The following is a 25,924-nucleotide window of genomic DNA, read 5'->3' as shown; positions in this document are numbered from 1 at the left end:
AAATAGAAAAGCCGGCGCATGCGCCGGCTTTTTCGTGTCTGACAGGGCTCAGATGCTCAACTGCCAGTCGTAGTCGACTATCAGCGGCGCATGCTGGGAGAAGCGCGGCTGGCGCGGCAGCTTGGCGTTGCGCACGAAGCGGCGCAGGCCGGGGGTCAGCACCTGGTAGTCGAAGCGCCAGCCGAGGTTGAGCATCTCGGCCTGTTCGCTGTCCGGCCACCAACTGAACTGGTCGCCTTCGCGGCTGACTTCGCGCAGGGCGTCGGCATAGCCGAGGTTGCCGAACACTTCGTCCAGCCAGGCCCGTTCGGGCGCGAGGAAGCCCGGCATCTGCTGACATTCGCGCCAGTTCTTCACATCCATCTTCTGATGGGCGACGTACAGCGAGCCGCAGTAGATGTATTCGCGGCGCTTGCGACGCTGCTTGCTCAAGTAATGGGTGAAGTCGTCCATGAACTTGAATTTCTGGTTCAAGCTCTCGTCTCCGCTCTGCCCGGAAGGCAGCAGCAGGGTGGCGATACTCACCTTGTCGAAGTCGGCTTGCAGGTAGCGCCCGTAACGATCGGCCGTTTCGAAACCTAAGCCGCTGATCACAGCTTTGGGCTGCAAACGGCTGTAGAGTGCGACACCGCCCTGTTCGGGTAGCTCGGCATCGCAGGCATAAAGGAAGTAGCCGTCCAGTTGGAAGGACGGGTCATCCAGATCGAAGGCGGAGGCTCGGGTGTCCTGCAAGCAGATCACGTCGGCATTCTGTGCTTGCAGCCAACTGAGCAAACCGCGCTCGGCCGCAGCCTGAATACCATTCACGTTCACACTGATGATCCGCATAAATGGCCCCCAAAATCACGTGCGTGTATGATACCCGAGCTCAAACGGTTTAGCTAAATTCATGCGGCTTGGTGTCATTCATGCAGGCGTATCAGCGCGATTTCATTCGTTTCGCCATCGAGCGCGGGGTTCTGCGCTTCGGTGAGTTCACCCTCAAGTCCGGGCGCACCAGCCCCTATTTCTTCAATGCCGGCCTGTTCGACAGCGGCCTGGCGCTGGCCCGCCTGGGACGCTTCTACGCCGAGGCGGTGATCGACAGCGGAATCGACTTCGACGTCCTGTTCGGCCCGGCCTACAAGGGCATTCCCCTGGCCGCCACCACCGCGGTGGCCCTCGCCGAGCAGCACCAACGCGACCTGCCCTGGTGCTTCAACCGCAAGGAAGCCAAGGACCACGGCGAAGGCGGCACGCTGGTTGGCGCGCCGCTGAGCGGCCGGGTGCTTATCATCGACGACGTGATCACCGCCGGCACCGCGATCCGCGAAGTGATGCAGATCATCGACGCCCAGGGCGCCAGGGCCGCGGGCGTGCTGATCGCGCTGAACCGCCAGGAGCGCGGCAAGGGCGAGCTGTCGGCGATCCAGGAGGTCGAGCGCGACTTCGGCATGCCGGTGGTGAGCATCGTTTCCCTGGAGCAGGTGCTGGAATATCTTGCCGAAGATGCTGAACTGAAGAAGCATCTGCCGGCGGTAGAGGCCTATCGCGCCCAATACGGTATCTGAACCTTTCACAAGGGACTGGCATGGTCGGACAGGATGTAATGCGTTGCCTGATGGCCCTGGGGCTGGTGCTCCAGGGGCTTTCCTTCGGCGCCCAGGCGGCGCCGGGCGGAGCGGTGGAGCTGTACCGCTACGTCAACGACAAGGGCGTGGTGGTGCTCGACCGCCAGGGTGTGCCGCCGCAGTACATCGGCAAGGGCTACCAGGTCCTCAACGACCAGGGCCGGGTTATCCGCACCGTACCGCCGGCGCCGACCGCCGAGGAACTGCGGCAGCGCAAGGCGGCCCAAGCCCAGGCCAGCTCCGATGCGCAGCTGCTGCGCCTGTATTCCAGCCTCGAGGACGTCGACCGCGCTCGCGAACGGCGCCTGGCGGAACTGGACGGGCTGAGCAGCGTGGCGCGCGGCAACCTGCAGTCGCTCAAGCTGCAACAGGCCAACCTGCAAGGCCAGGCGGCCAACCAGGAGCGTGCCGGACGTCCGGTGGCGCAGGCGCTGGTGGACCAGTTGGACGATCTCAAGCAGGAGGAAAAGCGCCTGCAGGGCGAGATCGGGCGTTTCCAGAAGGCCCGCGAAGACGCGGAAAGAACCTATGCCGCCGACCGCGCGCGGCTCTCCCAGCTACTCGGCGTGAGTCCCTGATTCCACTGGCGACTGTCGCTCGAACGCCCTGATCTTCTCGCGCAGCCAGTCCGGCAGGGGCTGGCTCTGTCGCTCGTTCGCATCCGCATAGACGTAGACCAGCTCGCCGACGGTGAGCAACTGCTCGTCGCGCCAGATGCCCAGTTCGAAAACCAGGCTGCTGCGCCCCAGCCGCGCCACGCGGGTGCCGATGTCCAGCCAGTCGTCGAAATGCGCCGGGGCGCGGTATTCCAGGGTGCTCTTCACCGCGAACAGGTCGCCTCCGCCGCGCAGCAGGTCGGCCGGGTAGGACATGCCGAGCTGGCGGTAGTACTCGGTGGTGGCGACGTCGAGATAGGTCAGGTAGTTGCCGTTGAAGACGATGCCCTGCGGATCGACCTCCGCCCAGCGAACCCGCAGGGAATGGAAGAAGGTGTAGTTCTGGCGCTGTGCTGCGCTGCTCATGCCGGCTCCTCGACGCTGCTGCAGACATCGACTCTAGACCGCCATCGCGCGGTGCGAAAGGGCTGGCCGCAGAACCCCCCGTCGCTGGCCCGCATTGCCCTCATCCTCGGGGCGTCGCGGCCTTAGTGTTGTTCGACGAGAACGCACGCCGTGCGCAACGAGAGAGGAACACCATGTCGTCCACGCTCCGCCCCGGACCGGGCAACTCGCGCCTTTGCCGCCCGGGGTTGCTGCTTGCCCTGGGCCTGATGCTGGTGGCCTGCGGAGAATCCACGGAGCCGCCGGCGCGGGCCGCCGATTCCCAGCGTGTCCCTGCGGACCCTGCGTTGGCGCAGGTGTATTCCGCCAGTTGCAAGCTCTGTCACGCCAATCCCGCCTCCGGCGCGCCGCTGACCGGCGATGCCGCTGCCTGGGCGCCACGCCTGGCGCAGGGCATCGACACCCTGCTGGACCACAGCATCAACGGCTACAAGGGCATGCCACCCATGGGCATGTGCATGCAGTGCTCGGAAGAACAGTTCCGGGCTTTGATCGATTTCATGTCCGCAGCGCAGGACCGATAGGGGATACCGGCATGCCAAGTCATCTGTCGCGACGCCAGCTCCTGCAACGGGCGGGAGCGCTCGGTGCGTTCGCCGCCATGGTGGGAAACCCCGCGCTGGCGGAGTTGCTCCGCGCACCGCGCCTGATTCCCTGGCGCAACTGGTCCGGCGCGCAAAGCTGCCTGCCCCTGGCGCGGGAGGCACCGAAAGACCTCGACGAACTGGTCCGGATCATCCGCCAGGCGTCCGGCAGGATCCGCCCGGTGGGCTCCGGGCATTCGTTCAGCGCGTTGGTCCCGACCGACGGCACCCTGCTCTCGCTCGCCTACTTCAGCGGCTTGCTCAGCCACGACAGCGCGACCCTCCAGGCCGAGTTCGGCGGCGGTACGCCGATGTCGCAGATGGGCGCTCCGCTCAAGGAGATCGGCCAGGCGCTGGTGAACATGGCCGATATCGATTACCAGACCCTGGCCGGCGCCATCGCTACTTCCACCCATGGCACCGGGGTCGGCTTCGGTTCCTATTCCGCCCAGGTTCGCGGTCTGCAACTGGTCACCGCGAGCGGCGAGGTGCTCGAGTGCGACGCCAAGCGCAACGTGGAGGTGTTCGATGCCGCGCGGGTCTCGCTGGGGGCGCTGGGCGTCGTGACCCGGGTGCGCCTGCAGAACCGCGCGGCCTACCGCCTGCGTGAACGGCAGTGGATCGCCCGGACCGAAGAATTGCTGGAAGACGTGGAGAAGAATACGCGCGAGAACCAGCACTGGGAGATGCTGGTGGTGACCCATTCCGACTACGCCCTGTCGATCGCCCTCAACGAGACCGACGAGCCGAAGACCCCGCCCCTGGACCCGGCGAAGGAAGGCGGCAACGAGTTCGTCGGCCTGATCGAAGGTCTCGACAAGTACCTCAGCGACTTCCCGGAGACCCGCCGCACCCTGCTCAACAGCCTGCGCCACTTCGCCCGCTTCGACGAGCGGGTCGACGATTCCTATGCGGTCTACGCCAACGTGCGCAACGTGCGCTTCAACGAGATGGAGTATTCGGTCCCCGCCGAGCATGGCCCCGCCTGCCTGCGGGAGATCCTCGCGCTGATCCGCGACAAGGACCTGCGCACCTGGTTTCCCATCGAGTACCGCTATGTGAAGGCCGACGACATTCCCCTGAGCATGTTCGAGGGCCGCGACAGTTGTTCCATTTCCGTGCATCAGCACTACAGCATGGACCACCACAACTTCTTCGCCGCGGTGGAACCGATCTTCTGGAAATACGCCGGGCGGCCGCACTGGGGCAAGCTGCATGGCCTCAACGCGCACCAGTTGCAGGGGCTCTATCCGCGCTGGAAGGCATTCGCCGAGGTGCGCCAGGCGCTGGATCCCCGCGGGCGGTTCCTCAATGCGCACCTCTCTTCCATCCTGGGCGTGACCTGAAAGGAGCGACGCCGTGAATCGACGCAAGTTCATGTTCGCCGGCCTCGGGGCCGGCGCGCTGCTGGCGGGAACTGCCGCCTGGATGCGTCCCGCCGACCGTGGCGGGCCGTACGACGACTATTTCCGCGCGCTGAACCGCGAACTCAAGGCCAATGGCCCGATGTGCCCGGTGCTGCTCATCGACCTCGATCGCCTGGACCACAACATCGATGTGGTGATGCGTTCGGTCCGCCGCGGCGGCAAGCATCTGCGGCTGGTGGAGAAATCGCTGCCTTCGCCCGGCCTGCTGGCGTACATCGCCAGGCGCGCCGGCACCCGGCGGCTGATGTCCTTCCACCAACCGTTCCTCAACCACGACGCGGTCGCTTTTGCGGATGCCGACATCCTCCTCGGCAAGCCGTTGCCGGTGCGTTCGGCGGAACTGTTCTACCGCGAGCACAAGGGTGCGTTCGACCCGGCGCGGCAGCTGCAATGGCTGATCGATACGCCGCAGCGCTTGCGTCAGTACCTGGCGCTGGCCCAGGGGCTGGGTACCCGGATGCGCGTCAACATCGAACTGGACGTCGGCCTGCATCGCGGCGGGGTGGTCGACCAGGCCGCGCTGGGCGAATTGCTGGCGCTGATCGCGGCGCATCCGCAGCACCTGGAGTTCGCTGGTTTCATGGGCTACGACCCCTTCGTCGGAATGGGGGTGCCGGGCATCCTCGGTTCGCCCGAGGAGCTGTTCGCCAAGGTCATGGCGCTCTACCAGGGACATGTCGACTTCACCCGCCAGCGCTTCGCCGCGCTGTGGACACCACAGCTGACCCTGAATACCGCCGGCAGCCCCAGCTATCGCATGCACGAGAAGGAAACGCTGAGCAGCGAGGTCTCGGTGGGCACCGCCATGCTCAAGCCGAGCCACTACGACCTGGCGTCCCTGGCCGAGCATGTGCCGGCCGTCTACATCGCCACGCCGGTACTCAAGAGCACCGGCGCGGTGCAGATCCCGGCGCTGGACGGCAAGTCGCGGCTGTTTTCCTGGTGGGACCCCAACCAGCGCGGCACCTTCTTCATCTACGGCGGCAACTGGATGGCCGACTTCGCCTCGCCCGAGGGACTGCGCAGCAACGGCATCTACGGGCGCAGCTCGAACCAGGAAATGGTCAACGGCTCGCCTTCGGTGGGCCTGGAGGTGGACGACCAGGTCTTCCTGCGGCCGACCCAGAGCGAGTCGGTGCTGCTGCAATTCGGCGACCTGCTGGCGCTGCGCGGCGGGCGGATCGTCGAGCGCTGGCCGGTTTACGCCTAGGACGCCTGGCGCTTTCCTCGTCGATGGCGGCAGCCCGCGGATACCGGGCTGCCGCTTCGTTCCGATGCCTCAGAGTTCGAACGGAATGGTCAGCTTGGCCCAGAGCATGTCGCCCTCGGGGCGGTTCTCCACGTCGAATTCCTTGGCCCAGCGGATCTCCGCGCTGGCGTACTTGAGGAAGGTCAGGTGCACGGCCGGGCCGATGGCGAAGACCTGGCCGCGTACGCCGTCGTCGACTTCCTCGCCGAAACCGAACACCCGTACGGTCTCGCCGTTCTGTTTGTCGTCGGTGGTCTGCTTGAGGTAGTAGCCGTTCAGGCCGAGGCGCAGGTTGTCGGTCACCCGGTAGCTGGCGGAATAGTCGAAATGGAAGATCTGCCCCGAGCGATAGTCGGTGTCGTGGTTTTCCATGTTGAAGCTGTAGGTGGCCTTCAGCGACAGCTCGGTGCGTTCGGTGGGCAGCCAGGTGAAGGAGAACAGCGGCTTGTAGGTGTAGAAGTTGTTGCTGGTGTTGGCCAGCCGCTCGGCATCGTACTTGCCGGTGGGCACGGTGACCTCCACGGCGGCGGCCAGGGTCAGGTCCTTGCCCATGTCCCAGAGGATGATCGGCGCGAAGGTGGTGTCACCCATGCTTTCCCGTTCGTCGCTCAGGCCGAACGCGGCCACCCGTTGGCGGAGATAGGGCTGGGCGATGTAGCCGCCCAGGCGCCCGCCGAAGATCCGCAGCGGGCTCAGGTAGTCCAGGCGAGGGATGATCGCATCCGAGCTGATCTTCACGTCGGATACCTTGCCGCCGAAGGAGCTGATGTTCAGCTTCCTGGCTTCGTAGTGGTTGTAGTAGACGTTGAAGGCGAACATGTGGTCCGGGAGGTTGTCGACGTCCAATGGCAGGGTGAAGAAACCGTCGGTTCCTGGACCTATGTTGTCCACGCCGCCTTCGCTGGCATGGGTGCAGCAGCTGACGGCGAGGGTGACGCAGGCGGCCAGGCGCAGGGGCCTGCGGGGGTGGGTCGGGTTCATGGGCGGGCTCTTATTATTGTTTGGCGTGGCTCGGGGTACGGCATAGGAATAAGCCCTATCGACAGGCCGAGGCAGGGCATTGACGGTCAGCGAGGGGGGGATTTGCGGACACCGTGCAATGCTTTGTTACATCTGTGCGGAACGCTATATGATGGGACGCTCATCCCATGTCGCGATCCACCGCCAGAACAAGAACGAAGCCGAGACCGGCTCAGGATTTCGCCCATGCACAACAATGCCGCCGATGCGCGCTACGAACTCGCCCAGGTATCCACCTTCCTGCTGCAGACGCTGGCCGAGGTGGTCGAAGGCCATGGCGTCGATCCCGCGCGGCTGTGCCGGGGCCTGGGCTTCACCGTCGAAGACCTGCAGGACCCTACCCAGCGCATCTCCTACCGCCAGGCCGTGAGCATGATCCAGCGTGCCCTCCAGGCCCTGCCGGAGCGGGGGCTGGGGCTGTGGGTCGGACACCAGAACGTGCTCGGCACCCTTGGCCTGCTGGGCCATGTGCTGTCGCTGTGCCGTACCCTGCGCGACGCGTTCGACATCGGTGTGCGCTACCAGCACAGCTCGGGCGGGATCGTCACTTCCAGCGTCTACCAGCAGGGCGAAACCTTCTTCGTCGAGGTCGAATGCCACCTGCCCAGCAGTGAGGTGCAGGTGTTCGCCATCGAGGAGTTCTTCGCCAGCCTGCTGGTGTATGGGCGTGCCCTGGTCAGCCCGGCGTTCGAACCGCTGGGCATCGAACTCATCCATGCCGCTCCGCCCTACGCGGGCGAATACCTGCGCCTGCTGGGGCCCCAGGTACGCTTCGGCTGCCTGCACAACCGCATGGCGATCGCCAGCCACTGGCTGGACATGCGCCTGCCCAACCACAACCTGCCGGCGTTGCGCCAGGCGCTGGCCCTGCTGGAGCAGGAAAGCACCCAGGTGCACCGGAAACTCGACTTGGTCCAGGCGGTGGAACGGGCCATCGCCCGCGACCTAAGCCTGGGCAGCCAGATCGAAAGGATTTCCGCCGAACTGAACATGAGCAGCCGCACCCTGCGGCGGCGGCTGGCCGAACACGGGCTGACCTTCGAGGCGTTGCTGGAGCAGGTGCGTCGAGGGCGGGCGATGAGCCTGCTGGGCAACCCCGGGATGTCCATCGAACGTATCACCGAGGAAGTGGGATATCGTGATATCCGCAGTTTCAGGCGCGCGTTCAAGCGCTGGACGGGAGTGAGCCCGGCGACCTTCCGTAGCGAGGGCACGAGCCCGTTGGACCAGGTCTTCACGCTGGCCGCGCGACGCTAATGGAGGAACCGCCATGGCGCGCCGGAGCGCGCCGTGGCGGGCGGATCAGTGACGCTTGCGGTTGCTGATCAGGGTGCCGACGCCGCTGTCGGTGAAGATTTCCAGCAGCACGGCATTCGGCACCCGGCCATCGATGATGTGCGCGCTGGTCACGCCGCCCTGCACCGCTTCCAGGGCGCAGCGGATCTTCGGCAGCATGCCGCCGTAGATGGTGCCGTCGGCGATCAGCTCGTTGACCTGTTCGGTGGACAGCCCGGTCAGCACCTGGCCCTGCTTGTCCATCAGGCCGGCGATGTTGGTCAGCAGCATCAGTTTCTCGGCCTTCAGCGCTTCCGCCACCTTGCCGGCCACCAGGTCGGCGTTGATGTTGTAGGACTCGCCGTTGCTGCCCACGCCGATCGGCGCGATCACCGGAATGAAGTCGCCCTTGACCAGCATGTTCAGCAGCCCGACGTTGACCCCGGTGACTTCGCCCACGTGGCCGATGTCGATGATCTCCGGCTTGGTCATCTCCGGGGTCTGGCGGGTCACGGTGAGCTTCTTCGCGCGGATCAGCTCGGCGTCCTTGCCGGTCAGGCCGATGGCGCTGCCGCCGTGGCGGTTGATCAGGTTGACGATGTCCTTGTTCACCTGGCCGCCGAGGACCATCTCCACCACGTCCATGGTCGCCGCGTCGGTGACGCGCATGCCGTCGATGAAGTGGCTCTCGATCGACAGGCGCTTGAGCAGGTCGCCGATCTGCGGGCCGCCGCCATGCACTACCACCGGGTTGATGCCGACCGCTTTCATCAGCACCACGTCGCGGGCGAAGCCGGCCTTCAGCTCCTCGCTCTCCATGGCGTTGCCGCCGTACTTGATCACCAGCGTCTTGCCGACGAAGCGGCGGATGTAGGGCAGGGCCTCGGAAAGGACCTTGGCAACCTGGGCGGCGTCATCGCGACTCAGGGTCATGGGGAGCTCCGACATGTCAGAAGGGCACGGGCAGCGAGGAATCCACTGCCTTCAGTTGGTTACGGAAGACGGTCTTGATGCGCTCCAGCTCTTCCTCGGTGTCCGCTTCGAAGCGCAGGACCAGCACGGGAGTGGTGTTGGAGGCGCGTACCAGGCCCCAGCCTTTGGGGTAGTCGACCCGCACGCCGTCGAGGGTGGTGATGTTGCCTTCGCCCCATTGGGCGTCGCGTTGCAGCGCCTCGATGATGGCGAACTTGCTGTCCTCGGTGACGGTGATGTTGATTTCCGGGGTGGAAATGTCGCTCGGGAAGGCCGAGAACACGTGCTCGCTGTCACGCTGATCCTGGCTGAGGATTTCCAGCAGGCGGGCGGCGCTGTAGATGCCATCGTCGAAGCCGAACCAGCGCTCCTTGAAGAACACGTGGCCGCTCATCTCGCCAGCCAGCAGGGCGCCGGTTTCCTTCATCTTCTTCTTGATCAGCGAGTGGCCGGTCTTCCACATCACCGGACGGCCGCCGTAGCCGCTGATCAGGGCGATCAGACGGCGGGTGCACTTGACGTCGAAGATGATGTCGGCCCCCGGGTTGCGCGAGACCACGTCCTTGGCGAACAGCATCAGCAGACGGTCCGGATAGATGATGGTACCGGTATTGGTGACCACGCCGACGCGATCGCCGTCGCCGTCGAAGGCCAGGCCCAGGTCGGCGTTCTCGGCCTTGACCTTGGCGATCAGGTCCTTCAGGTTCTCCGGCTTGCCCGGGTCCGGATGGTGGTTCGGGAAGTTGCCGTCGACCTCGCAGTACAGCGGGATCACGCTGCAGCCCAGGGCCTCGATCAACTGCGGGGCGATCACCCCGGCCACGCCGTTGCCGCAGTCGACCACCACCTTCATCGGCTTGGCCATGGCGATGTCGTCGCGGATCTGCTTGAAGTAGCGCGGCAGGATGTCGACCTGCTCTACGCTGCCGACGCCGGATGCCAGGTCGTTTTTCTCGATGCGCTCGCGCAGGGCCTGGATCTGCTCGTTGGCCAGGGTCTCGCCGGCGACCACGATCTTGAAGCCGTTGTAGTCCGGCGGGTTGTGGCTGCCGGTCAGCATCACCCCGGACTTGCCCTCGAGCACGTTGGCCGCGTAGTACAGCACCGGGGTAGGCACCATGCCCACGTCGCTGACCTGGCAACCGCAGTCCACCAGGCCCTGGATCAGCTGCTTGACCAGCTCGGGACCGGACAGGCGGCCATCGCGGCCGACAGCGACGCACGGTTCGCCGCGGGCGAGGCTTTCCGAGCCGATGGCGCGACCGATCCAGTAGGCGGTCTCGGCGGTGAGGGTATCGCCTACCACGCCACGGATGTCGTAGGCGCGGAAGATGCTGGCGGGCAGCGTCGGTGCTTTTGCAGTGCTCATGATGGGGGTTTGCTCCAATCCCAGGAGGTCCTGGTCTTCATCGAGAATGTCGATATCCAGAATGTCGGTGTTCTGGAACAACGGATCTGCCAATGCCGGCTCCTCGCGAGGAGGCGCTTTCGCCACCGGCGCTGCCTTGGCAGGGCTGGGCACGCTGGTCGGCTCCGGCTTGCGCCGCGGCTGGCGGGCCAATGCCTGGATCAGCGGGGCGAAGCCCGGCAGGCTAGGCACAGGGGGTTTGGCAGTGCGTTGCCCGCCGAGTTCCTGAAGATACTGACCGAGGGTCAGGACATCCTGATGCAGGCGGCGCAACAGCGACGAACGGGTGAGGTAGGTGCCGAGGATGCCGCCGAGCAGCGCCAGCAGCGCCGCGAGTGCCAGCAGCAGCGGCGAGGCCTGGGTCGAAGCGACGCTGCCGGGCGTGTAGTTCAGTTTCCAGTTCGGATTGCCGCTGTCCAGCGCTTGCGCACCCTTGCCCGGCGCCGGCGTACCGCGTTGCAGCAGCACCTGGGCCGGTGCGCCGGAGAACTGCTGGACCAGTTGTACCTGGCCGGCATCGCCCGGCAAGGGCGGCAGGGCGCGCAGCAGCCGTTGCAGGTCGACCGCCAGCAGCAGCGTGCCTTGCAGGCTCTGGTCGGCGCCGCGCACCGGCGCGGCGCTGTACAGCAGCCAGCGCTGGCCGACCTTGTAGGCTTCGGCGGCGACGTTCTGGCCACTTTCCACCCGGTGCAGGATATCCAGGGCGGCGAAGCTGACCGGGCCGGGGCTGTCGTTGTCCTGGGCGGCCTGGCCGGGCGCGTTCAGGTGGGCATCGACCACGCCGTCCCAGGCCAGCAGGCTGCGCTGGGCGGCCTCGATGCGGGTGGCGTCGCCGCTTTGCAGGGCTTCGAGGGCGAGGGGGCTGGCCGCGGCGGCGCGGGTGTCGGCGGCGAGTTGCTGCAAGGCCTGGCGCAAGGCGCCGGCCTGGCCTTCGGCCCAGGCCGCGTCCAACTGGCGCTGCTGCGCCTCACCGGCGCCGCCGAAGACGCCGAACCAGAGCAGGGCGCCGGCGGCCGCCACGCCCAGCAGGCTGGCGCCTATGCCGGGCAGCAGGTCCTTGCCGTCAGCGCGTTCGGACGCTGCCTTGAGCGGCTTCTTTTCCGGTTCGAGCAGGTCGCCCAACTCGTTCCCATCCTTGGCGGTGCGCTGGAAAAGCTTCATGCCGCGTCTCCTCGGCGTCTTGTCCTGTGTTCGGGGTCAGTGGCTGCCGGAATGGCCGAAGCCGCCGGCGCCGCGCTGGCTTTCGTCGAACGCCTCGACCAGCTCGAAATGCGCCTGCACCACCGGCACCAGTACCAACTGCGCGATGCGCTCGCCGACGGCGATGGTGAACGGCGACTCGCCGCGGTTCCAGCACGACACCATCAGCTCGCCCTGGTAGTCCGAGTCGATCAGGCCGACCAGGTTGCCCAGCACGATGCCGTGCTTGTGGCCCAGGCCGGAGCGCGGCAGGACCAGGGCGGCGAGGCCGGGATCGGCGATGTAGATGGACAGGCCGGTGGGAATCAGCAGGGTCTGGCCCGGGCCGAGGACGCTGTCCTCCTTGAGCATGGCGCGCAGGTCCAGGCCGGCCGAGCCCGGCGTGGCGTACTGCGGGAGCGGGAAGTCGGAGCCCAGGCGGGGGTCGAGGATCTTGGCTTGGAGAGAGTGCATCAGTAACTCATTGCTGGTTGAGGCGGTCGGCGATGAAGGCGACCAGCTGGCGAGCGATCTTGCCCTTGCTGGTCTGGGCGAAGGTGCTCGGATGCAGGTCGCGGTCGATCACCGTGATCGCGTTCTCGTCGCTGTTGAAGCCGATCGAGGGGTTGGCCACGTCGTTGGCGACGATCAGGTCGAGGTTCTTGTCCTTCAGCTTGCGTGCAGCATAGTCCAGCAGGTTTTCGGTTTCTGCGGCGAAGCCCACGCTGAAGGGGCGATCCTCGCGCTGTGCGAGGGTGGCGAGAATGTCGGGATTGCGCACCAGCTGCAAGAGCAAGCCCTCGCCGCTGGTAGGGTCTTTCTTCAGTTTGTGCGCGGCGACCACTTCCGGGCGGTAGTCGGCGACCGCCGCGGAGGCGATCAGCAGGTCGCAGGGCATCGCCGCCTCGCAGGCGGCCAGCATGTCGCGGGCGCTGACCACGTCGACGCGCTGCACCCGGTCGGGCGTGGGCAGGTGCACCGGGCCGGTGACCAGGGTCACCCGTGCGCCGGCTTCCACCGCCGCCTCGGCGAGGGCGAAGCCCATCTTTCCGGAACTGTGGTTGGTGATGTAGCGCACCGGGTCGATGTTTTCCTGGGTCGGGCCGGCGGTGATCAGCACATGCACGCCGGTCAGCGCCTGGCGCTGGAAGCAGTCGGCGGCGCGCTGCGCCAGTTCCTCGGCTTCGAGCATGCGTCCGAGGCCGACGTCGCCGCAGGCCTGGCTGCCCGCTGCCGGACCGAACAGGTGGAAGCCGCGCTGGCGCAGCAGCTCGGCGTTGGCCTGGGTCGCGGTGTCGCGCCACATGGCCTGGTTCATCGCCGGTGCCAGGGCGATTTGCGCGTCGGTGGCCAGCACCAGGGTGGTCAGCAGGTCGTTGGCCACGCCCTGGACCAGGCGCGCCATGAGGTCGGCGGTAGCCGGTGCGATCAGCACCAGATCGGCCCAGCGGGCCAGTTCGATGTGGCCCATCGCGGCTTCCGCCGCCGGGTCCAGCAGATCGGTATGCACCGGATGGCCGGACAACGCCTGGAGGGTCAGGGGCGTGATGAACTCGCGGCCGCCCTGGGTCATCACCACTCGGACTTCAGCGCCCTGGTCGCGCAGGCGGCGGACCAGTTCGGCGCTCTTGTAGGCGGCAATGCCGCCGCCCACGCCGAGGACGATGCGTTTCCGATAGAGCCGCTGCATAGGCTTGCCTTAATAAGGAAATGGATGACATGCGCTTCGGCAAACGCGCCTCCCCAGGTCGTCTGCCGCGCAAAAAGGATGGGCTAAGATAGCACAGCGTCCGCACGGGAACAGCGGGCGGGCTCGATGGGGAAAGCGAATGAGCATCCGCGATTGGCCCGAAGCCGAACGGCCTCGGGAGAAGCTTCTGGAGCAGGGCGCGGCGGCCCTTTCCGATGCCGAGCTGTTGGCGATCTTCCTGCGCACGGGAGTGACCGGTTGTAGTGCGGTCGAGCTGTCGCGGCGGCTGTTGAGCGAGTTCGGCGGGCTGCGTGCCCTGCTCGAGGCGGACCTCGCCTCGTTCTGCGGCCATCTCGGGCTCGGCGTGGCCAAGTATGCGCAATTGCAGGCCGTGCTGGAGATGGGCCGGCGCCACCTGGCCGAGCGCCTGCGTCGCGATTCGATACTGGAGAGCCCGCAGGCGGTGCGCGACTATCTCAAGGCGCGCCTGCGCCACGAGCAGCACGAGGTGTTCGCCTGCCTGTTCCTCGACACGAGGCACCGGGTCCTGGCGTTCGAGGTGCTGTTCCAGGGCAGCATCGATGGCGCCAGCGTCTACCCGCGCCAGGTGGTCAAGCGCACCCTGGCGCACAACGCGGCGGCGCTGATCCTGACCCATAACCACCCCTCCGGCGACGCCCGTCCGAGTCTCGCCGACCGCCAGCTCACTGCGCGCCTCAAGGAAGCCTTGGCGCTCATCGACGTGCGGGTGCTCGACCACTTCATCATCGGCGACGGCGAGCCGCTGTCGCTGGCCGAATACGGTTGGCTGTGAGCGTTCGACGAAGGGCTCAGCCCAGGCGCCGCTCGATGCCCGCCAGCAGGCGCCGGCGGATCAGCCCGCTGACCGGGCGGATCGCCAACCAGTAGGGGGTGAAGCGCAGGCGGCTGGCGCGATCGGGGCAGAACACTCGGGTTTCCGTGTGCAGCAGGGTACCGCTGGCGCTGGGCGTGCAACGGAAACACAGCACGAGCTTGGCCACTCCGGGCTGGTCGTAGCAGCGGAAATGCTCGCCGTCCGCGATGCGTTCCAGGGCGAAGTCGGCGCGCCAGAAGCGGCCGACCAGGCCGTAGGCGATGGCCTGGTCGGCGCGGCGCTCCAGGCGGGTGAACTCATGCAGGCCGAAGCGTGGGCGGCCGGCCAGGTCGTTGCGCCGGCCCAGCAGGCCGGCCAGCCTTCCCGGCGCTTCGCGCAGGACGAGGAAGGCGCGCACCAGCGGGTCGTCGAAGCGCAGCAGGTCTTCCACCGCGTCGAGTACCGCTGCGGCCGGCGCGTCGATCAGCCGCTGGTGGTGTTCGCTGAACTGCCAATGCGGCAGGTAGAGACGGTCGAGATCCATCGCTGGGTTCTCCCGGGCGTGGCCTTCAGCGTTTCACGGCGACCCGAGAGAAATCCTGGCGACCGAACGGATTGACCTGGTAGCCCTGCACCTCCTGGCGGGTAAGGGCGAAGGCGGTCGGGTGGGCCAGGGGCAGCCAGAGCGCCTGTTCGTGGATCAGTTTCTGCGCCTGGTGGTACAGGCCGGTGCGTTGTTCCTGGCTGCTGGCGGCCTTGCCGTCGGCAATCAGCTTGTCCAGGCCGGGGTCGCAATAGCGCGCGAAGTTGAGCCCCGACTTGACGCTGGCGCAGCTGAATTGCGGAGTGAGGAAGTTGTCCGGATCGCCGTTGTCGCCTGCCCAACCCATGAACAGCAGGTCGTGTTCGCCGTTCTTGGCGCGACGGATCAACTCGCCCCATTCGATGACGCGGATGTTGGCCTTGATCCCGGCCTCCGCCAGGTCGGCCTGGAGCAGTTGGGCGCCGAGGCTCGGGTTGGGGTTGAGCAGGCTGCCGGACGGGCGGGTCCAGATGTTCAGCTCGGGAAGCTGCTTGCCGGCCAGCAGCTTGCGCGCCTGTTCGGGGGCGTGCGGGTAGGCGGGAATATCCCTGGCATAGCTCCAGGTGTTCGGCGGATAGATGCCGGTGGCGGCACTGGCGCTGCCTTCGAATACCGCCTGCAGGTAGCTGGTGCGGTCGAAGGCCAGGTTGATCGCCTGGCGCACCTTGGGATCGTCCAGCGGCGGATGCTGGGTATTGAGGGCGACGAAGGCGGTCATGAAGGCCGGCGTCTGCTCGACCTTCAGGCTGGCGTCCTTGCGCGCGCTCTCCACGTCCAGCGGCTTCGGCGACAGGGCGATCTGGCATTCGCCGCGGCGCAACTTCTGCAGGCGCACGTTGGCGTCCGGGGTGATGGCGAAGATCAGCGCGTCGACCGCCGGCTTGCCGGCGAAGTACTCGGGGTTGGCGGCGTAGCGCACCACCGCGTCCTTCTGGAAGCGCTTGAACACGAACGGGCCGCTGCCGATCGGCTCGGCGTTGAGCTTTTCCGGGGTTCCGGCCTTCATCAACTGGTCGGCGTATTCCGCCGAATAGATGGAGGCGAAGCCCATGCTCAGCATCGGCAGGAAGGTCGCGTCGGGGTGGTCGAGAACGAACAGCACCTGGTGGTCGCCGCTTTTCTCCACCCGCTTGATCAGCTCCGGCAGTTGCATCGACTGGGCGTGCGGGAAGCCGTTCTGCGCCACCTTGTGCCAGGGATTGGCCGGATCGAGCATGCGCTGGAAGCTGAACACCACGTCGTCGGCGTCGAGCGTACGGCTCGGCTTGAAGTAGGCGGTGCTGTGGAAGTGCACACCCTGGCGCAGGTCGAAGCGATAGCTCAGGCCGTCGTCGGACACCGACCAGCGCTCGGCCAGCGAGGGCACCACCGTCCCCTTGCCGGCGTCGAACTCGACCAGGCGATTCATCAGCACATCGGCCGAGGCGTTGGTGGTGGTCAGCGAGTTGTACTGGACCACGTCGAAGCCCTCGGGGCTGGCTTCGGTGCACACGCTCAAGGCGGCAGCGGCGGCGGGCTGGGCGAGCAGCAGGGGGGCGAGGAACAGGGAGAAAGCGGCGAGGCGCATGACGGGCTCCATTCGAACGGTTAACATGCCCATCCGCAGCGGTTGGGCGCAGTCATGCAAGGCCGTTGGCGACCTTGAATCGCTACCCTAGACCATGCGGCGGGCAGCGACAACGAGGCAAGGCGACGAACGGCCGCGGTGCGAAGCCCGCAGTGAGGCGGGCCGCGGCTGCGCCATGGTCTTCACCCTTGCGGCGCGGGGCGCCTTTCTGATATAAAGCTGCGCTCTTTTCTGGGGCCACGCTCTCCTTCGTCGGGATGCAGCGGGTAAGACCCCGGTGAAACTGAGTATCGAACTTGAGTTAAAGCAGCCAACCCATGCCGGGTTGGGCATGAGGTTATAGAGGGCTGAGGCATGTCTAGAGTCTGTCAAGTAACCGGTAAGGGTCCGGTTACCGGGAATAACATTTCCCACGCACACAACAAAACCCGCCGCCGTTTCCTGCCGAACCTGCAGCACCACCGTTTCTGGGTCGAGTCCGAGAAGCGCTTCGTACGTCTGCGCGTTTCCGCCAAGGGCATGCGTATCATCGACAAGCGTGGCATCGAGGCCGTCCTGGCTGACCTGCGTGCCCGCGGCGAAAAATTCTAAGGAGCTGAATCATGCGTGAATTGATTCGTCTGGTGTCCAGCGCCGGTACCGGCCACTTCTACACCACCGACAAGAACAAGCGTACCAAGCCTGAGAAGATCGAGATCAAGAAGTACGATCCGGTTGTTCGTCAGCACGTGATCTACAAGGAAGCCAAGATCAAGTAATTGATCCGGCACCTTGCGAAAAGCCCGCCCCTGGCGGGCTTTTTCATTTCCGGCGTACGAACCCCGGGCCGCGCACAAAAAAGCCCGCCAGGTGGCGGGCAAGGGTAACAAGCATTCTGGATGAAGCCGGGGCTCAGGCCTTGGCTTCGAAGATCACATACACCTTGCGACAGGCTTCGAGCACTTCCCAGGTGCCCTGGAAGCCGGCAGGGATCACGAAGCGGTCGCCGGCGCGCACGGTCTTGGCGTTGCCGTGCCGGTCGCGCAGCACCGAGACGCCCTGGATGATCTCGCAGTACTCGTGTTCGGTGTAGTTCACCGTCCACTGGCCCACGGCGCCTTCCCAGATACCGGCGTTGAACTGCCCGCAGGGGCTGCCGTAGTGGTTGCGCACGCTCTGTTTCGGGTCGCCCTTGAGGATTTTCTCCGGCGCCGGGCTGTAGTGCTCCGGGGCGCTGTTGGCCTGGGCGAAGTCGACGATCTGTTCGATGTTCATGCTGACTCTCGGTTCTTGTGGTTCTGGCCAGTTGGGGGCAGGGCGGCGCCAGCCGCCCGCCTGGATCAGACGCTGGCGCGGATGGCCTGGGCCAGGCGCTCGACGATCTGGTCGATGTGGGGCTTGTCGATGATCAGCGGCGGCGACATGGCGATGATGTCGCCGGTCACCCGGACCATCAGGTCGTGCTCCCAGAAGCAGCGCTCGAAGACGTCGTAGCCGCGCTTGCCGGGGCCGTCCGCGTGCGGCGCCAGTTGCACGCCGCCGACCAGGCCGATGGCGCGGATGTCGACCACGTTGGGCAGGTCGCGCAGGCTGAACAGCGCGTCCTGCCAGTAGCCTTCCAGTTCGACGGCCCGCTGGAACAGGTCGTCGCGACGGTAGATGTCCAGGGTCGCCAGGGCGGCGGCGCAGGCTACCGGATGGCCGGAATAGGTATAGCCGTGGAAGAACTCGATGGCGCCCTGCGGGCCTTGCATGAAGGCAGCATGGATCTTCTCGTCGACGAATACGGCGCCCATCGGGATGCTGCCGTTGGTCAGCCCCTTGGCGCAGGTCAGCAGGTCCGGGACGACGCCCCAGCGCTGCGCGGCGAAGGCTTCGCCGACGCGGCCGAAACCGGTGATCACTTCGTCGAAGATCAGCAGGATGCCATGCTTGCGGGTTATCTCGCGCAGCCGCTGAAGGTAGCCCTTGGGCGGCAGCACCACGCCGGCCGAGCCGGACATCGGCTCGACGATCACCGCGGCGATATTCTCGGCGCCGTGCAGGGTCACCAGGCGTTCCAGCTCCTCGGCCTTTTCCACGCCATGCTCGGGCAGGCCGACGGTGAAGGCGTTGCGGGCGACGTCCAGGGTGTGCGGCAGGTGGTCGACCCCCGGCAGCAGGTTGGCGGAGAAGGCCTTGCGGTTGTTGACCATACCGCCTACCGACAGGCCGCCGAAGCCGACCCCGTGGTAGCCCAGTTCGCGGCCGATCAGGCGGGTGCGGGTGCCCTGGCCGATGGCGCGCTGGTAGGCAAGGGCGATCTTCAGCGCGGTGTCCGCCGATTCCGAGCCGGAGTTGGTGAAGAACACTTTGTTCAGGCCCGGCGGGGCGATTTCCGCCAGCCGCGCGGCGAGTTCGAACGGCAGCGGGTGACCCATCTGGAACGGCGGGGCGTAGTCGAGGGTGGCGATCTGCCGGGCCACCGCTTCGCTGATCTCGCGCCGGCCGTGGCCGGCATTGCAGCACCAGAGGCCGGCGGTGCCGTCGAGGATGCGGCGCCCGCCCTGGGCGATATAGTGGATGCCTTCGGCGCTTTCCAGCAGGCGCGGCCGCGCCTTGAACTGGCGGTTGGCGGTGAAGGGCATCCAGAAGTTGTCGAGGCTGCTCGACTGCGGCTCGTTATTCATTGTCATAGGGCCACCCAGGTTGCACGCGAGGGATGAAGACGCTAGTCCGGGCGAGTCTATGTTTAAAATAATGAACGTGACAAGGGAGTTAGAGGGGTTCCTGTCAAATATATTGAAAACAGGCGCTGCTCTGGTTTAGGGTGGCGGACACCACGGGCCGCGCGCCCGCCTTGCAGAATCTGACAGCGCGCCTGTCTCCCAGGCGCCCAGAACACCAATAAGAGGACACGTTGTCATGACCACCCTGACCCGCGCCGACTGGGAAGCCCGCGCCAAAGACCTGAAGATCGAAGGCCGTGCCTTCGTCAACGGCGAATACAGCAACGCCGCCTCCGGCGAGACCTTCGATTGCCTGAGCCCGGTGGATGGCCGCTTCCTGGCCAAGGTCGCCAGTTGCGACCTGGCCGATGCCGAGCAGGCGGTCAAGGTCGCCCGCAATGCCTTCGATTCCGGCGCCTGGTCGCGCCTGGCGCCGGCCAAGCGCAAGCAGACGATGATCCGCTTCGCCGATCTGCTGCTGGAGAACGCCGAGGAGCTGGCCCTGCTGGAAACCCTGGACATGGGCAAGCCGATCAGCGACTCGCTGCACATCGACGTCGCCAGCGCCGCCAACAGCCTGCGCTGGAGCGCCGAGGCGATCGACAAGATCTATGACGAAGTCGCCGCCACTCCCCATGCCGAGCTGGGCCTGGTGACCCGTGAGCCGGTCGGCGTGGTCGCCGCCATCGTGCCGTGGAACTTCCCGCTGCTGATGTCCTGCTGGAAACTCGGTCCGGCCCTGGCCACCGGCAACTCGGTGATCCTCAAGCCCTCCGAGAAGTCGCCGCTGACCGCCATCCGCATCGCCCAGCTGGCCGTCGAGGCCGGCATTCCGAAAGGCGTGTTCAACGTGCTGCCGGGCTATGGCCACACGGTAGGCAAGGCGCTGGCATTGCACATGGATGTCGACACCCTGGTGTTCACCGGTTCGACCAAGATCGCCAAGCAACTGATGGTCTATGCCGGCGAGTCGAACATGAAGCGCGTCTGGCTGGAGGCCGGCGGCAAGAGCCCGAACATCGTCTTCGCCGACGCCCCGGACCTGAAGGCCGCCGCCGAAGCCGCCGCCGGCGCCATCGCCTTCAACCAGGGCGAAGTCTGCACCGCCGGTTCGCGCCTGCTGGTGGAGCGCTCCATCAAGGACAAGTTCCTGCCCCTGGTGATCGAGGCCCTCAAGGGCTGGAAGCCGGGCAACCCGCTGGATCCGGAAACCAACGTCGGCGCGCTGGTGGACACCCAGCAGATGAACACCGTGCTGTCCTACATCGAGGCCGGTCACAACGACGGCGCCAAGCTGGTCGCCGGCGGCAAGCGGACCCTGGAAGAAACCGGTGGCACCTACGTCGAGCCGACCATCTTCGACGGCGTGACCAATGCGATGAAGATCGCCCGCGAGGAAATCTTCGGCCCGGTGCTCTCGGTGATCGAGTTCGAGGATGCCGAGGAAGCCGTGCGCATCGCCAACGACACGCCCTATGGGCTGGCGGCGGCGGTCTGGACCAGCAACCTGTCCAAGGCGCACCTGACTGCCAAGGCCCTGCGCGCCGGCAGCGTCTGGGTCAACCAGTACGACGGCGGCGACATGACCGCTCCGTTCGGCGGCTTCAAGCAGTCGGGCAACGGTCGCGACAAGTCGCTGCACGCCTTCGACAAGTACACCGAGCTGAAGGCGACCTGGATCAAGCTCTGATCGCCTAGGTCGGCCCTTCCGGGCCGGCTCTCTCGAGCCACACCCGCGGCCGGGTTTCCTTCTGGAAGCCCGGCCGCTGTGCTTCGTGCGCCGGATATATCCGCTCGCCCCGGCAAGGCTTCCGGGGTGCCAACGGGAGAATCGCAATGCGTTGGGGAAGCTATTTCGCCGTCTGTTCCGCAGTCATCAGCATCGGCCTCGCCCTTGGCCTGACCATGCCGCTGGTCTCGTTGCGCCTGGAGAGCTGGGGCTACGGCAGTTTCGCCATCGGCGTGATGGCCAGCACGCCGGCAGTGGGCGTGCTGCTCGGCGCGATGATCGCCGGGCGCCTCGCCGCGCGCGTCGGCACGCCGCGGCTGATGCAGTTGTGCCTGCTCACCGGGGCAGCCTCCGTCGGCCTGCTGGCGCTGCTGCAGAGCTACCCGGTATGGCTGTTGCTGCGCCTGCTGATCGGCGTGCAGCTCACCGTGGTGTTCATCCTCGGGGAAAGCTGGATCAACCAGTTGGCGGTGGAGAAGTGGCGTGGCCGGCTGGTCGCGCTGTACGGCACCGGCTACGCCCTCAGCCAACTGTCCGGGCCGGTACTGCTGACCTTCATCGGTACCGCCGACGACCGTGGCTTCTGGTTCGGCGTCTGCCTGCTGATTGCTGGCTCGTTGCTGCTGCTGGGCCGCGGCGGTGCGCCCAGGGTCGATCCGCACAGTGCCTCCGGGCGCGGTTTGTGGGCCTTCTGCCGGGGCCTGCCGGCGATCGCCTGGGCGGTGGTGTTGTTCGCTGCCTTCGAGGCGATGATCCTCACCCTGCTGCCGGTATACGGGTTGCGCCAGGGCTTTCCGCAAGCGGTGGCGCTGGCCATGGTCAGTACCGTGGTGGTGGGCGATGCATTGTTGCAGCTGCCGATCGGCTGGCTCGCCGACCGGGTCTCGCGCAGCGGCCTGTTCGGCGGCTGCGGCCTGGTGCTGCTGCTGAGCAGCCTGGCGATTCCCCTGCTGCTGCAGACGCCGTTGATCTGGCCGCTGCTGGTGCTGTTCGGGGCCAGCGCCGGCGGGTTGTTCACCCTGGCGCTGATCCTGATCGGCGAGCGCTACCGAGACGATGCCCTGGTCCGGGCCAATGCCCATGTCGCGCAGCTATGGGGCATCGGCTGCCTGCTCGGCCCGCTGGCCACCGGCGCCGCCAGCCAGTGGATCAGCGGTCACGCCCTGCCGTTGATGATGGCGCTCGGCGCGGCGGGCTTCGTGGTGCTGGTGCGGCTGCGCGGGGCGATTCCGGCGGACGAGGAGGCGACCGGCCTGGAAGCCTCCGAGTGACCCTCAGAGCATCTTTTCCAGTCCGATCATTCCCGCGACCCAGGCGTTCAGGCGTCGCCACAGGCTACCCGGCTCGTGGCGCAGGACCTGGGGCCGGCCGTCGCGCTCATCGATCCAGACCAGCTTCGGCCGGCTACCGCTGCGGTCGATGCGCACCTGGTAGCTGACGCTCGGCGCCATGCCCTCCAGCGCCAGTTGGCGGACCTGCTCGGCCAGCAGCGGACTGTCGACGATGACCCCGACTTCGGTGTTCCACAGGATCGAGCGCGGATCGAAGTTGAACGAACCGATGAATACCTTGCGCCGGTCGAAGACCATCGCCTTGCTGTGCAGGCTGGCGCTGCTCGATCCGTGCAGGCGCCAGGGCGCGCCGCTCAGCGGCTGGTCGGGATTGGCGCGCAGCTCGTAGAGCTTAACGCCATGCTCAAGCAGCGCCATCCGATAGGGCGCGTAGCCGGCATGCACGGCGGGCACGTCGGTGGCTTCCAGGGAGTTGGTCAGCAGGCGCACGCGGACGCCGCTGTCGGCCTTGCCGGTGAGGTAGTTGAGACCGTCCTTGGCCGGAACGAAATACGCCGAGACCAGGATCAGTTCCTTCTGCACGCCCTTGAACAGGCCCGCCAGGTGCGGACTGAGCAATAGGTGCGGGTCGGGCTCGCCGCGGCTCAATACCTTCAGCGGCGCATCCCAGATCGCCTCGGCGCGGGCCCAGGTGAGATTCTCCAGCCAGTTGCCCAGGCGTGGCTGGTCGCCGCGGTCGAACAGGTGGCGGATGTAGCCGGACTCCTTCACCGACTCCTTGCGCAGGTAGCGCTGCAACTTGCGTCGGGCCGACTCCAGTTCGCCGGGATAGGGCGCGCGCCAGAGGAAATCCTCGATCGGCCGGCTGATGGCGCTGTTCCAGTACTGGTCGAAGCTGTGCGAGAGCTGGTTGGCGATGGGGCCGACGCCGAGCAGGTCGAGGTCGGTGAAGTTCATCTCCGGCTTGGCGTTGAAATACTCGTCGCCGAGGTTGCGTCCGCCGACGATGGCCGCCGTGCCGTCGGCCAGCCACAGCTTGTTGTGCATGCGCCGGTGTTGCTGGGACAGGTTGAACAGGCGGCCGACGCCTCGCGTGATGCCGGTGGCGCGGCCCAGGTGCAACGGGTTGAACAGGCGCACCTGGATGTTCGGATGGGCGGAGAGCACACCGATCTCGTAGTCCCAGCCATCGCTGGCGGTGTCGTCGATGAGGATGCGTACCCGCACGCCACGGTCGGCTGCCTTGAGCAACTCGTAGGCGAGGGCGCGCGTGGTCAGTCCGTCGTGGACGATGTAGTACTGGATGTCGAGGCTGCGCTGGGCTGCGCGAATCAGCGCCGCGCGGGCGACGAAGGCATCCTCGCTGGCGCCCAGGAGGTGGAAGCCGGACTGGCCGGGGTGGTCGCGTCCCTGGATTTCGGCCTGCCTGGCCAGCCAGGTACCCTCGGCGGGCAGTGCCGACGACGGTTGCGGCGGAGGAGTGCTGGCGCAGCCGGAGAGGGCCAGGAGGGCCAGCAGGAGGAATCGGCGAAGCAAGGATATCTCCCGTGGAAACTCGAACGACCGGCTCATCCCGGTCGTGCGAATTCTAGGAGTTTTCCTCGGAAGAGCGATGCCCCGCCTGATTTTTTCAGAATCCACCGAGCCTCGGATGGGCTCAGCTACCGAGTTTTTCCTTCAGCCGGTACCAGGCCATGCCCAGCGCCAGCAGTGGCGAGCGCAGCAGCTTGCCGCCGGGGAAGGTGATGTGCGGCACCTTGGCGAACAGGTCGAAGCCGTCGCTCTGCTGGCCGCCGATGGCTTCGGCGAGCAACTGCCCGGCGAGGTGCGTGGCGTTCACCCCGTGTCCGGAATAGGCCTGGGCGAAGTACACGTTGGGCTGCCCCGGCAGGCGGCCGATCTGTGGCAGGCGATTGGCGCCGATGCCGATCATGCCGCCCCATTGGTAGTCGATGCGGACGTTCGCCAGTTGCGGGAATACCTCCAGCATCTTCGGCCGCATGTAGGCGGCGATGTCGCTGGGGTCGCGGCCGGAATAATGGCAGGCGCCACCGAACAGCAGGCGGTTGTCGGCGGAGAGCCGGTAGTAGTCGAGGGCCACGCGCTGGTCGCACACCGCCATGTTCTGCGGCAGCAGTTGGCGGGCCAGTTTCTCGTCCAGCGGTTCGGTGGCGATCACGTAGCTGCCGGCCGGCAGTACCTTGCCGCCGAGCAGCGGGTTGAGGTCGTTCATGTAGGCGTTGCAGCCCAGCACCAGGGTCTTCGCCCGCACCTTGCCGGCGGCGGTATGCACCTGGACTTCCGTGCCGTAGTCGATCCGCGTCACCGGCGAGCGCTCGAACAGGCGGACGCCCAGCGACTGGGCAGCGGCGGCTTCGCCGAGGACCAGGTTGAGCGGGTGCAGGTGGCCGGAGCCCATGTCCACCAGGCCGCCGACGTAGCGATCGGAGCCGACCACGCTGCGCATCTCCGCGGCCGGCACCAGGCGCATCTCGTGGCGATAGCCGAGGGCCTGGAGTTCCTCCATGTCCTCGCGGAAGCCCTGGTAGTCGCCGGGCTTGTTCGCCAGGTCGCAGTAGCCCCAGCGCAGATCGCAGTCGATGGCGTACTGCTCGACCCGGCGACGGACGATCTCCACCGCCTCCAGGCCCATCAGCTTGAGTGCCTTCACGCCGTCGGCGCCGATCACCGGGAGGAACTGCTCGACGTCATGGCCGACGCCGCGGATCAACTGGCCGCCATTGCGTCCACTGGCGCCCCAGCCGATCCGGTGCGCTTCCAGCAGGACCACGGAGAAGCCGCGCTGGGCCAGTTCCAACGCCGTGTTCACTCCCGAGAAGCCGCCGCCGACGACGCACACGTCGGCCTGTTCTTCGCCGGCCAGGGGAGGGCACTCGATGCGTCGGTTGAGCGTGGCGGCGTAGTAGGAGGGGGCGTGTTGGGCGGTATGCACCGGCTGGTGAACGCGGGCGTTCATGTGTGAAATCCTGATTATTATGTGTGGAAAATTTGACGGAGCATAAACGTCAGTCGAGGCGCTCGCCAAGGGCGAAAAAGGAAAAAACTGCGAGGTGTTGCGGGGATCGTGTACAGAAAAGACGGTGTTTCCCGTCTATGCCGGGAGTCCTGGCGGACTCCCGGAGCGCGTCATGGGTCAATCCGGAACCGGTAGGTCGAGCGATTCCTTGACCTCTTCCATGACGATATAGCTCTTCGACTCGCGTACGTGCGGCAGTTTCAGCAGGATGTCGCCGAGCAGCTTGCGGTAGGACGCCATTTCCGAGATGCGAGCCTTCACCAGGTAGTCGAAGTGGCCGGACACCAGGTGGCATTCCAGCACATGGGGCAGCTTGAGCACCGCCCGGCGAAACTCTTCGAAGGTATCGCCGGACTTGTAGTCCAGGCTGATCTCGACGAACACCAGCAGGCTGGCCTTCAGATGCTGCGGATTGAGCCGGGCGTGATAGCCCATGATCAGGCCTTCGCGCTCCAGGCGGCGCACGCGTTCGGTGCAGGGTGTGGTCGAGAGGCCGACGCGTTCGCCCAGCTCGGTGAAGGAAATGCGACCTTCCTCCTGCAGGATGCGGAGGATGTTGCGGTCGATCTTGTCCAGCTCGCGCTTGCTCTGATGCTGGGTACGCATGGATGGAGGCTCCCCGTCTGGCTCGGAAAATCCGGAAATTTTCCGCCAATATAACGTCGAAAGCAGGGAAAAACACTGGCCAGGGAAAACGCCTTGATCTTGCACGAGGGCCC

General features: G+C 66.2%; 25 protein-coding genes. 11 read left to right on the top strand and 14 right to left on the bottom strand.

What is annotated here, in order from left to right; genetic code table 11:
* Positions 1–48: 48 nt before the first annotated feature.
* Entirely contained in the window at positions 49–828 is a 780-nt protein-coding gene (locus ACYAF3_RS10045) for an exodeoxyribonuclease III (protein WP_003098313.1), read from the bottom strand.
* Positions 829–908: 80 nt separating this feature from the next.
* On the opposite strand from ACYAF3_RS10045, the gene pyrE reads away from it, so the two are divergent.
* Complete coding sequence (pyrE, locus tag ACYAF3_RS10040) at positions 909–1,550, top strand: orotate phosphoribosyltransferase (RefSeq protein WP_003096586.1); 642 nt, start codon at positions 909–911, stop codon at positions 1,548–1,550.
* A 20-nt stretch (positions 1,551–1,570) separates the two neighbouring features.
* Positions 1,571–2,188: a hypothetical protein gene (locus tag ACYAF3_RS10035; RefSeq protein WP_003161150.1), complete on the top strand. Its 618-nt coding sequence runs from the start codon at positions 1,571–1,573 to the stop codon at positions 2,186–2,188.
* On the opposite strand, the gene ACYAF3_RS10030 is transcribed toward ACYAF3_RS10035, so the two are convergent.
* Entirely contained in the window at positions 2,168–2,632 is a 465-nt protein-coding gene (locus ACYAF3_RS10030) for an acyl-CoA thioesterase (RefSeq protein ID WP_003098308.1), read from the bottom strand. The two genes, ACYAF3_RS10035 and ACYAF3_RS10030, sit on opposite strands and share 21 nt — an antisense overlap.
* A 173-nt stretch (positions 2,633–2,805) precedes the next feature.
* Between ACYAF3_RS10030 and ACYAF3_RS10025 the strand changes: the two genes are divergently transcribed.
* The 3 genes from ACYAF3_RS10025 (at position 2,806) to ACYAF3_RS10015 (ending at position 5,892) form a co-directional block, all read left to right on the top strand.
* Positions 2,806–3,195, top strand: a complete 390-nt coding sequence (locus ACYAF3_RS10025) for a c-type cytochrome (RefSeq protein WP_003098306.1) — start codon at positions 2,806–2,808, stop codon at positions 3,193–3,195.
* Between the two features lie 77 nt (positions 3,196–3,272).
* Positions 3,273–4,601: a D-arabinono-1,4-lactone oxidase gene (locus ACYAF3_RS10020; protein WP_003098304.1), complete on the top strand. Its 1,329-nt coding sequence runs from the start codon at positions 3,273–3,275 to the stop codon at positions 4,599–4,601.
* A gap of 82 nt (positions 4,602–4,683) precedes the next feature.
* A complete protein-coding gene (locus ACYAF3_RS10015; protein WP_073658430.1) occupies positions 4,684–5,892 on the top strand; it encodes a DSD1 family PLP-dependent enzyme in 1,209 nt (402 codons plus the stop codon).
* Positions 5,893–5,961: 69 nt separating this feature from the next.
* On the opposite strand, the gene ACYAF3_RS10010 is transcribed toward ACYAF3_RS10015, so the two are convergent.
* On the bottom strand, positions 5,962–6,912 hold the full coding sequence (locus ACYAF3_RS10010) for a SphA family protein (protein WP_003098300.1): 951 nt from the start codon (positions 6,910–6,912) through the stop codon (positions 5,962–5,964).
* A 225-nt stretch (positions 6,913–7,137) separates the two neighbouring features.
* On the opposite strand from ACYAF3_RS10010, the gene sphR reads away from it, so the two are divergent.
* Entirely contained in the window at positions 7,138–8,208 is a 1,071-nt protein-coding gene (gene sphR / locus ACYAF3_RS10005) for an AraC family transcriptional regulator SphR (protein ID WP_003098298.1), read from the top strand.
* A gap of 45 nt (positions 8,209–8,253) precedes the next feature.
* Here the strand turns inward: sphR and argB are convergent, their stop codons facing one another.
* Genes argB through coaBC form a run of 4 tightly spaced genes read right to left on the bottom strand, consistent with a single transcriptional unit; the run spans position 8,254 to position 13,475 of the window.
* The gene (gene argB / locus ACYAF3_RS10000) at positions 8,254–9,159 is read right to left on the bottom strand and encodes an acetylglutamate kinase (protein ID WP_003096572.1); all 906 of its coding nucleotides are present in this window, start codon (positions 9,157–9,159) and stop codon (positions 8,254–8,256) included.
* 16 nt (positions 9,160–9,175) lie between these two features.
* Complete coding sequence (locus ACYAF3_RS09995; protein WP_003098295.1) at positions 9,176–11,767, bottom strand: phosphomannomutase/phosphoglucomutase; 2,592 nt, start codon at positions 11,765–11,767, stop codon at positions 9,176–9,178.
* A gap of 36 nt (positions 11,768–11,803) precedes the next feature.
* A complete protein-coding gene (dut, locus tag ACYAF3_RS09990) occupies positions 11,804–12,259 on the bottom strand; it encodes a dUTP diphosphatase (RefSeq protein ID WP_003098293.1) in 456 nt (151 codons plus the stop codon).
* Between the two features lie 7 nt (positions 12,260–12,266).
* Complete coding sequence (gene coaBC, locus ACYAF3_RS09985; protein WP_003114358.1) at positions 12,267–13,475, bottom strand: bifunctional phosphopantothenoylcysteine decarboxylase/phosphopantothenate--cysteine ligase CoaBC; 1,209 nt, start codon at positions 13,473–13,475, stop codon at positions 12,267–12,269.
* Between the two features lie 139 nt (positions 13,476–13,614).
* Between coaBC and radC the strand changes: the two genes are divergently transcribed.
* Positions 13,615–14,289: a RadC family protein gene (gene radC / locus ACYAF3_RS09980; protein WP_003096559.1), complete on the top strand. Its 675-nt coding sequence runs from the start codon at positions 13,615–13,617 to the stop codon at positions 14,287–14,289.
* A 16-nt stretch (positions 14,290–14,305) separates the two neighbouring features.
* Here radC and ACYAF3_RS09975 read toward each other — a convergent pair whose 3' ends face one another.
* Both ACYAF3_RS09975 and ACYAF3_RS09970 read right to left on the bottom strand, forming a co-directional pair.
* Positions 14,306–14,854 (bottom strand): hypothetical protein, encoded by a 549-nt coding sequence (locus ACYAF3_RS09975; protein ID WP_003098290.1) that lies wholly within the window; start codon positions 14,852–14,854, stop codon positions 14,306–14,308.
* 25 nt (positions 14,855–14,879) lie between these two features.
* Positions 14,880–16,460, bottom strand: coding sequence for an ABC transporter substrate-binding protein (locus ACYAF3_RS09970; RefSeq protein ID WP_003098288.1), 1,581 nt, complete (start codon positions 16,458–16,460; stop codon positions 14,880–14,882).
* A 354-nt stretch (positions 16,461–16,814) separates the two neighbouring features.
* Between ACYAF3_RS09970 and rpmB the strand changes: the two genes are divergently transcribed.
* Positions 16,815–17,051, top strand: a complete 237-nt coding sequence (rpmB, locus tag ACYAF3_RS09965) for a 50S ribosomal protein L28 (protein ID WP_003096556.1) — start codon at positions 16,815–16,817, stop codon at positions 17,049–17,051.
* An 11-nt stretch (positions 17,052–17,062) separates the two neighbouring features.
* A complete protein-coding gene (rpmG, locus tag ACYAF3_RS09960; RefSeq protein WP_003096555.1) occupies positions 17,063–17,218 on the top strand; it encodes a 50S ribosomal protein L33 in 156 nt (51 codons plus the stop codon).
* Positions 17,219–17,351: 133 nt separating this feature from the next.
* On the opposite strand, the gene ACYAF3_RS09955 is transcribed toward rpmG, so the two are convergent.
* A complete protein-coding gene (locus ACYAF3_RS09955; protein ID WP_003096551.1) occupies positions 17,352–17,714 on the bottom strand; it encodes a cupin domain-containing protein in 363 nt (120 codons plus the stop codon).
* A gap of 65 nt (positions 17,715–17,779) precedes the next feature.
* On the bottom strand, positions 17,780–19,114 hold the full coding sequence (aptA, locus tag ACYAF3_RS09950) for an omega-aminotransferase AptA (protein WP_023090969.1): 1,335 nt from the start codon (positions 19,112–19,114) through the stop codon (positions 17,780–17,782).
* A 229-nt stretch (positions 19,115–19,343) separates the two neighbouring features.
* Between aptA and ACYAF3_RS09945 the strand changes: the two genes are divergently transcribed.
* Entirely contained in the window at positions 19,344–20,837 is a 1,494-nt protein-coding gene (locus tag ACYAF3_RS09945) for an aldehyde dehydrogenase (RefSeq protein WP_003098285.1), read from the top strand.
* 146 nt (positions 20,838–20,983) lie between these two features.
* Positions 20,984–22,147, top strand: a complete 1,164-nt coding sequence (locus tag ACYAF3_RS09940; RefSeq protein ID WP_016562487.1) for an MFS transporter — start codon at positions 20,984–20,986, stop codon at positions 22,145–22,147.
* Between the two features lie 3 nt (positions 22,148–22,150).
* On the opposite strand, the gene ACYAF3_RS09935 is transcribed toward ACYAF3_RS09940, so the two are convergent.
* The 3 genes from ACYAF3_RS09935 to dadR all read right to left on the bottom strand — a co-directional run bounded on the left by ACYAF3_RS09935 (position 22,151) and on the right by dadR (position 25,811).
* Positions 22,151–23,740 carry a phospholipase D family protein gene (locus ACYAF3_RS09935; RefSeq protein WP_004347289.1) on the bottom strand — a complete coding sequence of 530 codons (1,590 nt, stop codon included), beginning with the start codon at positions 23,738–23,740 and terminating at the stop codon, positions 22,151–22,153.
* Between the two features lie 85 nt (positions 23,741–23,825).
* Positions 23,826–25,145 carry an NAD(P)/FAD-dependent oxidoreductase gene (locus ACYAF3_RS09930; protein ID WP_004364667.1) on the bottom strand — a complete coding sequence of 440 codons (1,320 nt, stop codon included), beginning with the start codon at positions 25,143–25,145 and terminating at the stop codon, positions 23,826–23,828.
* A gap of 177 nt (positions 25,146–25,322) precedes the next feature.
* Positions 25,323–25,811, bottom strand: coding sequence for a transcriptional regulator DadR (gene dadR / locus ACYAF3_RS09925; RefSeq protein WP_003096535.1), 489 nt, complete (start codon positions 25,809–25,811; stop codon positions 25,323–25,325).
* Positions 25,812–25,924 lie beyond the last annotated feature (113 nt).

The sequence above is a fragment of the Pseudomonas sp. TZ252 genome (assembly GCF_056110345.1).
This window is presented reverse-complemented; position numbering and strand designations above follow the sequence as displayed.